A 6,433-nucleotide genomic window follows, 5' to 3' on the forward strand; every position below is an offset into this window, starting at 1 on the left:
TTAACGAACCAGCTTTACCAAGGTCTCGATCACCCGGTCGACGTCGTGGTCGGCCAGGTCCGGGAAGAGGGGGAGGGACAGTTCTTCGGCGTAGAACGCCTCGGCGTTCGGGCACAGGCCGCGGCGGTAGCCCTGCTGTGCGAAGACCGGGTGCCAGTAGACGGGGATGTAGTTGACCTGGACACCGATTCCCGCCGCGCGCATGCCTTCGAACACCTCGCGCCGGCGCCCGCCGAGGACGCGGACCGGGTAGAGGTGCCAGGCCGGGTCCACGCCCGCGCGCTGGACCGGCGTCCGGAGGCCGTCCACGTCGCGCAGTGCCTCGTTGTACCGCGCGGTGATCTCGGCGCGGCGGCGTTTGAAGCCGGCCAGCCGCCGGAGTTGCGACAGGCCGAGGGCGCTCGCGACGTCGGTGAGCCGGTAGTTCACACCGTACTCGTGGACCTCCTGGTGCCAAGGTCCCTCGTCGGTGATCTGGAACCGGTCCGGATCGCGGACCAGGCCGATGAAGTGGAACTCGTGGGCCCGTTGGCCGACCGCCGGGTCCTTGCAGACCACCGCGCCGCCCTCGCCGGTGGTCAGGTTCTTGGTGGGGAAGAAGGACACCGTGGTCACGTCGGCCAGGTCCCCGACCGGGCGGCCGTCGGCGCTGCCGCCGATCGAGTGCGCCGCGTCCGCCAGCGTGCGAGCGCCGACGCGATCGGCAAGCGGCTGCAGAGCCGCGTAGTCCGCGGCCTGGCCGGCGTAGTCGACGGCGGCGATCACCTTCGTGCGCTCGGTCATCGCCGCCTCGACCGCGGACGGGGCGATCAGCGCGGTGTCCGGGTCGACATCCGCGAAGACCACGGAAGCGCCGAGCATCGCAGCGGTCGAGGCCGTCGCGACGAACGTCATCGGCGTGGTGATCACCTCGTCGCCCGGTCCGACGCCCAGGGCGGCGTAGGCGATGTGCAGCGCGGCCGTGCCCGACGTGCAACTGACGACGCGATGCCCGCCGGTCAGCTCGGAGACTGCGTTCTCGAACGCGGTGACCGCGGGCCCGGTGGTCAGCCAGTCACCGCGCAGCACGGCGGTGACCGCCGCGATGTCCTCCTCGGAGATGGACTGACGTCCGTAGGGCAGCATCAGTCACTCTCGAGGATCTTGCGGATCTCGTCGATCGAGTACCACTGGTCGTTGGTGTCCGAGGCGTAGTGGAAGCCGTCCGGCACCGGGATCCCGTCCGACGGCGGCAGGTAGCCCCAGGTGGCCAGGTCGGGCTGCAGCACGAACCGGTTGCCGATCGCGAGCGCGCGCCGGCCCTCCTCCGGGCTGATCATCTCCTCGTGCAGCTTCTCGCCCGGGCGCAGGCCGACGTCGTGCATCTTGGCGCCGGGGGCGATCGCCTCGGCCAGGTCGGTGACCTTCATCGACGGGATCCGCGGCACGTACAGCTCGCCGCCGGTCATCAGCTCGAACGAGTCGACCACGAACTCGACCGCCTGCGGCAGCGTGATCAGGAACCGGGTGCAGCGCAGGTCGGTGATCGGCAGCGAGTCGCCGGCCGCGTGCAGCGCCTTGAACTTCGGGATGATCGAGCCCCGGCTGCCCATCACGTTGCCGTACCGGACCACGCTGAAGCGGGTGTCGTACGCCGCCGCGTAGTGGTTGCCGTTGATGAACAGCTTGTCCGCGGTCAGCTTGGTCGCGCCGTACAGGTTGATCGGGCTGGACGCCTTGTCGGTGGACAGCGCGACGACCCGCTTCACCCCGGAGTCGATGGCCGCCTCGATCACGTTCTGCGAGCCGACCACGTTGGTCTGGACGAACTCCCACGGGTTGTACTCACCACTGTCGACCTGCTTCAGCGCGGCCGCGTGCACGACGTAGTCGACCCGGTGCATGGCCCGCAGCAGCCGGGACCGATCCCGGACGTCACCGAGGAAGAACCGCAGCCGCGGATCGTCGCCGAACAGCTGCCGGACCTCCCACTGCTTCAGCTCGTCCCGGCTGAACACGATGATCCGGCGCGGGTTCAGCCGGTCGAGTGCGTGCCCGACGAACGCCCGGCCGAAGGACCCGGTTCCGCCGGTGACGAGAATGTCTGAGCCGGTGAGGATGGACACGTCGGCGGACCCTTCTGACGGACAGTTCCGACGGACAGTTGTGGTGGCAGCACGCGCAGTGCAGACACGAACAATAGCTGCCCGGTTCCAGCCCCTCTCAATCCCGCGTCTCAGCGCGAGGTCAAGAGATCGCTTGATTCGGAGTGATCAGACCGACCCTCGGGAAGTACGTCCGGAACCGCCTGGTGTCCCGCGTGATCAGGCGGTAGCGCTGCACCGCGGCGTGCGCGCCGATGTAGAAGTCGGGCAGCGGCGAGGTCTTGGCGCCGCCCCGCCGGCGGTAGGTCACGAAGGCGTGCGCGGCGAGGAAACCGGCGTGGTAGGGCAACGGCTCGCGGCGGAAGTCCAGCACCGGGAGCGCGGCGTCGACGTCCTCGATCCGGTCGAACCCGGCGCACACCTCGGCGTAGATGATCGGGTTGATCGCCAGGTCGCCTTCGTCGCGCGCCTTGGCGACCGCCGTCGCGGACCAGTCGCCCCACTCCCGGTCGTCGGTCAGGATGTCGAGCAGCACACAGGTGTCGACGAGCACGACCGGCTGGGTGTCACTCGCCACGCAGGAGCTCCATCAGCTCCTCGGTGCTCATCTCGGTCGTCGCCCGGCCGCGCATCTCCCGCACCAGCCGCTGACCGCGGGTCTCCGCGTCGGCCACCCGGACGATCCGCAGCCCGTCGTCCGCCTCGATCACTGTCACTTCGTCCCCCTCGTGGAGGTGGTGCTTGCGCCGGAGCTCGGCCGGGATGGTCACCTGGCCCTTGCTGTTCAGTCGCATCGTAGCCTCCCACGTAGTACGCGTCCTACGTATTACATGATATCCACAAGTGCGGCTTCTCACCCCGGGCCGGGCCCGGAAACCGGGTATGCAGCCGATCCCGTGCAGCCGATACGGTCGGGGCGTGGAGCGCGTCGGGGTTCGGTGTGATGTGGGGCCGGGGCGGGGGATCGGGCACGTGATGCGGTGCCTGGCGCTGGCGGAGGAGCTCCTGCGGCGCGGGCACGAGGTGGTGTTCGTCTGCGACGCGCACACCGTGCCGTGGGCCGAGGCGCAGATCGCGGCCCGGGGGATCGCGGTGGAGCCGGCGGTCTGGACGCCGGCGGAGCACATCGACCTGATCGCGCGGCTTCGGCTGGACGCGGTCGTCCTCGACTCCTACGACCTGGACGCGGCCGTCTACCCGGCCGTCCGCGCGACCGGCGTTCCGACCCTCGCCATCGTCGACGGCGACTTCCGGGGCGCCGACGCGGACGTGCTGGTGGACCAGAACCTCGCCGCCGAGCTGGACCGTCCGCGGCTGCCCGCGAACAGCACCAGGCTGGCCGGACTCGCCTACGTGATGATCCGCGACGAGATCCGCGCTCTCCGCCCGCTCGAACCACCCGCGCCGCGGCCGGTCGCCGTACCGAAGGTGTTCGCGTTCTTCGGCGGGACGGACGCGTTCGGCGCCGGTCCGTACGTCGTACAGGCGCTGGCGGCGACTGGCGTGCCGTTCGAGGCCACTGTGGTCGCGCCTCGGCCGGAGCTTGCGGACCAGATCGCAGCGGTTGAGCTTGGTCCGCAGCAGGGTGTGGACGTCATCGGCCCGACGGACCAACTGGCTGCTGCCGTGCGCGAGGCCGACCTGACGATCAGTGCTTCGGGTACGTCGACCTGGGAGCTCCTGTGTCTCGGTGCGACGGCCGGGCTCGTGTGTGTCGTGGACAACCAGGTGATGGGCTACGAGCGTGCCGTCGCCACCGGTACGGCGGCCGGAGTCGGCGTCCTGTCCGACCTGAAGGCGGACCCGTCCGCCGCGGCCGCCGTACTCAAGCGCCTGCTCACCGATCCGGCCGAGCGGACCCGGTTGGCGGCGGCCGGCTGGGAGCTTGTCGATGGCAACGGTCGCGCCCGGGTCGCGGACGCGCTGCTGGCGCTCACCTGATCTCGTAGACGGTCGCGTCCAAGGTGGCGTGCCGGAGCCGGACGTAGTTGCGCAACGCGGGTGACACCTTGCCGGCCCGGTGGTCGGCGTACAGCCAGCGGACTCCGACGTTGCGCAGTCGCTCGATCGCCGCCGGGTTGGGGGCGGTGAAGGCGGCGTCGTTGGCGGCGAGCTCGGCGCGGTTCCAGTACGGGATCAGGCTCGGGTTCGAGTCGGTGGTGAGCGCGATCCGGTTGGCCTGGTTGGAGTAGGACCAGCCCTCGATCAGCACCGGCCGCTCGGACAGCGCGGCGATCCAGAAGTGCCGGCTGTCGCACAGCCCGGTGCGCTGGATGATGCAGTGCGCGTTCGTCGCCACCAGGTCGCCCGGTTCGCTGTTCCGCCGCAGCCAGCGCGCCGCGCCGGCCTCGGCCGCGGTCGCCCCACCTCGGCCGGGATGCGCGAAGACCAGGTCCGACGCCTTGTCCGAGCCGAAAGCCTGCAACGGCACGAGCGCCGCGCCGACCATGCTCGCCGCGACTCCGGCCGCCAGGAAGGCGACCAGGATGCTGCCGGGTCGCCGCAACACCTTCCAGGCAAGGGCAATCAGCACGGCGACGGCGCCCAGGGCACCGGCCGTCCACAACCACGGGCCCTTGATCCCAGGCAGCTCAGCGGACTCCAGCCGCGCGTAGCCCAGCGCCACCAGCCCACACAGCCCGGCGGCGCCCACGAGCACGACGCCACGCCGATCGCCCAGCCGACCGACCAGGTTGGCCAGGCCCACACACGCGAGTACGGCGATCACCGGGAAGGCCGTCCGCACGAAGTACAGCTGGCTGATCCCAGACTGGGTCGTCAGCAGCGTGCCTAGCAGCCCGGCGACCGCGAAGCCGACCAGGAACACCGCAGCCGGATCGCGCCACTTCCGCCCGAGGAAGAGCAGCCCCGATGCAGCAAGTCCCCAGCTCAGCAAGGTCGTCGCCGCAGACAGCAGCTGCGCATGCGGCTCGGCCACGAGCATCGGGTACGGCGCCAGCTGCACGAACGTCTGGAACGGCTTGATCTCCGTCCCCCATGTGCTGCCCGCGAAGATCACCACCAGTGCGCCCAGGAAGACGCCCAACGACAGCAGGCCGCCCCAGAACGCCGTACGCGTGCTGCGGCGCGTCATCGCCAGGTGCACGAACGCGAAGCCGAACCCGAAGCCCAGCAGCGGCAGGATCGTCGACTTCGCGCCGGCCGCGACCAACGCGAGCAGGACCAGCAGCACCCAGCGGCTCCGTGGCCGGTCCGCGCGTAGCAGATCGACCACCACGAGGCAGAGCGCTAGGGCGATCAGCACGCCGAGGTTCTGCGTCGGACTCAGGTACGCCGCCACCGCGGTCGAGATCCCGCCCAGGCCGACGTCGCCCAGTGGCTGCACAGTCCCGCCGAGACCAGCGACCAGTACGGCGAGCGGCCCGGCCCAGGTCGTGCCCGACTCGGCGGTCGGGGTGAACCGGGTGGTCAACGCGAACACGAGCCCGCACCCGGCGAGGAACAGCGGCAGCCAGGTCAGCGAGTGGATCAGGTCAGTCAGGTCGATCCGCGTTGCCCAAGCCGTCGCGGCCGTCGCCTGGTGGAAGAACGAGTGGTACTTCATCGGCTCGCCACCGAGCCACAGCGTCGAGATCGGTACGTCGTACTTCGCGCTGGCGGCCAGCGCCTGCTGGAACGCGAGGTCCGGGTAGGACCGCAGCGGGTCGGTGTACGCGGGCAGGAACTGACCAGGACCGCGGCGGTAGACGATCAGGACTACGACTGTGGTCGCCGCGGCGAGCAGCCAGGCCTGCAGCGGCCGGACCGGCTGGTCGACCCGGCGCCAGACTCGGCCCCGCACGTCCCTGTCCGCGAACGTGATCAGCAGCACGACCGGCGCCCAGACCCACGACCAGGCCTGCAGCCCGATCGACGCGCTGGCCAGGTAGACCACGATCTGGCCCGCGGTACCGATGGCGAACCCGCCCGCGAAGTCCTCGACCAGGTTGTGCCCGTAGCTGCCGATCAGCCGCCACAGGGCGAGTCCGGGCAGCGCGATCCCGAGCCCGGTGAACAGCACGAACCGCCCCACCTCGGTGAGCGTCGAGTGCTGGAAGAGGAGCACGATCGCCAGCACCAAGACGGCCACGCCCGCGAGGAGGCCGGAAAGGGAAGGCCCCGCCGTCCGCGGCCCCCGCCGCCTCGCTTTCGCGCGCATGTCGTAACACTAATGTGAAACCTGTCATGTCACGAATGCGGAGCGTCACCGCGAGTAGTGTCCGGAACGGAGGCCCTGATGCGAACCGATGACCCGGCGCTCTCCGTCGTCGTGCCGATGTACGACGAGGAGGAGGTGCTGCCGATCTTCTTCGACCGGATGCGCCCGCTCCTGGACGGCCTCGGGATCT

Annotated in this window: 6 protein-coding genes; 1 reads left to right on the plus strand and 5 read right to left on the minus strand. The window is 70.2% G+C overall.

Annotated features, from left to right (window positions below; translation table 11 throughout):
- From ACWCOV_RS20180 to ACWCOV_RS20195, 4 genes are all read right to left on the minus strand, one after another.
- On the minus strand, window positions 1-1,125 hold the full coding sequence (locus ACWCOV_RS20180; RefSeq protein ID WP_449830803.1) for a DegT/DnrJ/EryC1/StrS family aminotransferase: 1,125 nt from the start codon (window positions 1,123-1,125) through the stop codon (window positions 1-3).
- A complete protein-coding gene (gene pseB, locus ACWCOV_RS20185) occupies window positions 1,125-2,105 on the minus strand; it encodes a UDP-N-acetylglucosamine 4,6-dehydratase (inverting) (RefSeq protein ID WP_449830804.1) in 981 nt (326 codons plus the stop codon). The genes ACWCOV_RS20180 and pseB overlap by 1 nt, the downstream gene beginning before the upstream one ends.
- A 121-nt stretch (window positions 2,106-2,226) precedes the next feature.
- The gene (locus ACWCOV_RS20190; RefSeq protein ID WP_449830805.1) at window positions 2,227-2,661 is read right to left on the minus strand and encodes a type II toxin-antitoxin system VapC family toxin; all 435 of its coding nucleotides are present in this window, start codon (window positions 2,659-2,661) and stop codon (window positions 2,227-2,229) included.
- Entirely contained in the window at window positions 2,651-2,878 is a 228-nt protein-coding gene (locus tag ACWCOV_RS20195; protein WP_449830806.1) for an AbrB/MazE/SpoVT family DNA-binding domain-containing protein, read from the minus strand. The genes ACWCOV_RS20190 and ACWCOV_RS20195 overlap by 11 nt, the downstream gene beginning before the upstream one ends.
- A gap of 124 nt (window positions 2,879-3,002) precedes the next feature.
- Between ACWCOV_RS20195 and ACWCOV_RS20200 the strand changes: the two genes are divergently transcribed.
- Window positions 3,003-4,025, plus strand: a complete 1,023-nt coding sequence (locus ACWCOV_RS20200; protein WP_449830807.1) for a PseG/SpsG family protein — start codon at window positions 3,003-3,005, stop codon at window positions 4,023-4,025.
- On the opposite strand, the gene ACWCOV_RS20205 is transcribed toward ACWCOV_RS20200, so the two are convergent.
- A complete protein-coding gene (locus ACWCOV_RS20205; protein WP_449830808.1) occupies window positions 4,018-6,174 on the minus strand; it encodes a hypothetical protein in 2,157 nt (718 codons plus the stop codon). The genes ACWCOV_RS20200 and ACWCOV_RS20205 overlap by 8 nt on opposite strands.
- Window positions 6,175-6,433 lie beyond the last annotated feature (259 nt).

This window comes from Kribbella sp. NPDC002412, assembly GCF_053592935.1.